General features: G+C 62.0%; 1 pseudogene. It reads left to right on the plus strand.

The window, feature by feature from the left end:
- Positions 1 to 59 precede the first annotated feature (59 nt).
- Positions 60 to 389: pseudogene (locus tag AAEY83_RS13065) on the plus strand (hypothetical protein); the annotation flags it as partial.

Genomic DNA, 389 nt, shown 5'->3' on the forward strand with positions numbered 1-389 from the left:
GTTGTACCGTGCCTGGACCGTGTTGTCCGGCCACCCTTACCACAAGTAAGCCTGCCCTCATGTCTCAGCCGATCCGCATCAAGGACCACGAAAAGGACGCCCGTCTGGTGCGCAGCCGTGTCGTGTTCGGTGCGATCGTGATTGTGGCGCTGATCTGTGTGTTGATCGCGCGTCTGTATTACCTGCAGGTGATCCAGTACGAGTACCACTCGACCCTGTCGGAAAACAACCGCGTCCATGTGCAGCCGATTCCGCCGACGCGCGGGCTGATTTTCGACCGCAACGGCGTAGTCGTGGCCGACAACCGGCCGAGCTTCAGCCTGAGCATGACCCGCGAGCGCTCCGGCGACTGGCAGCAGGTGCTCGACGTCATCGTCGAGGTCCTGGAG

The sequence above is a fragment of the Psychrobacter sp. TB20-MNA-CIBAN-0197 genome, assembly GCF_040309765.1.
Classification (GTDB): Bacteria; Pseudomonadota; Gammaproteobacteria; order Pseudomonadales; family Moraxellaceae; genus Psychrobacter; species Psychrobacter submarinus.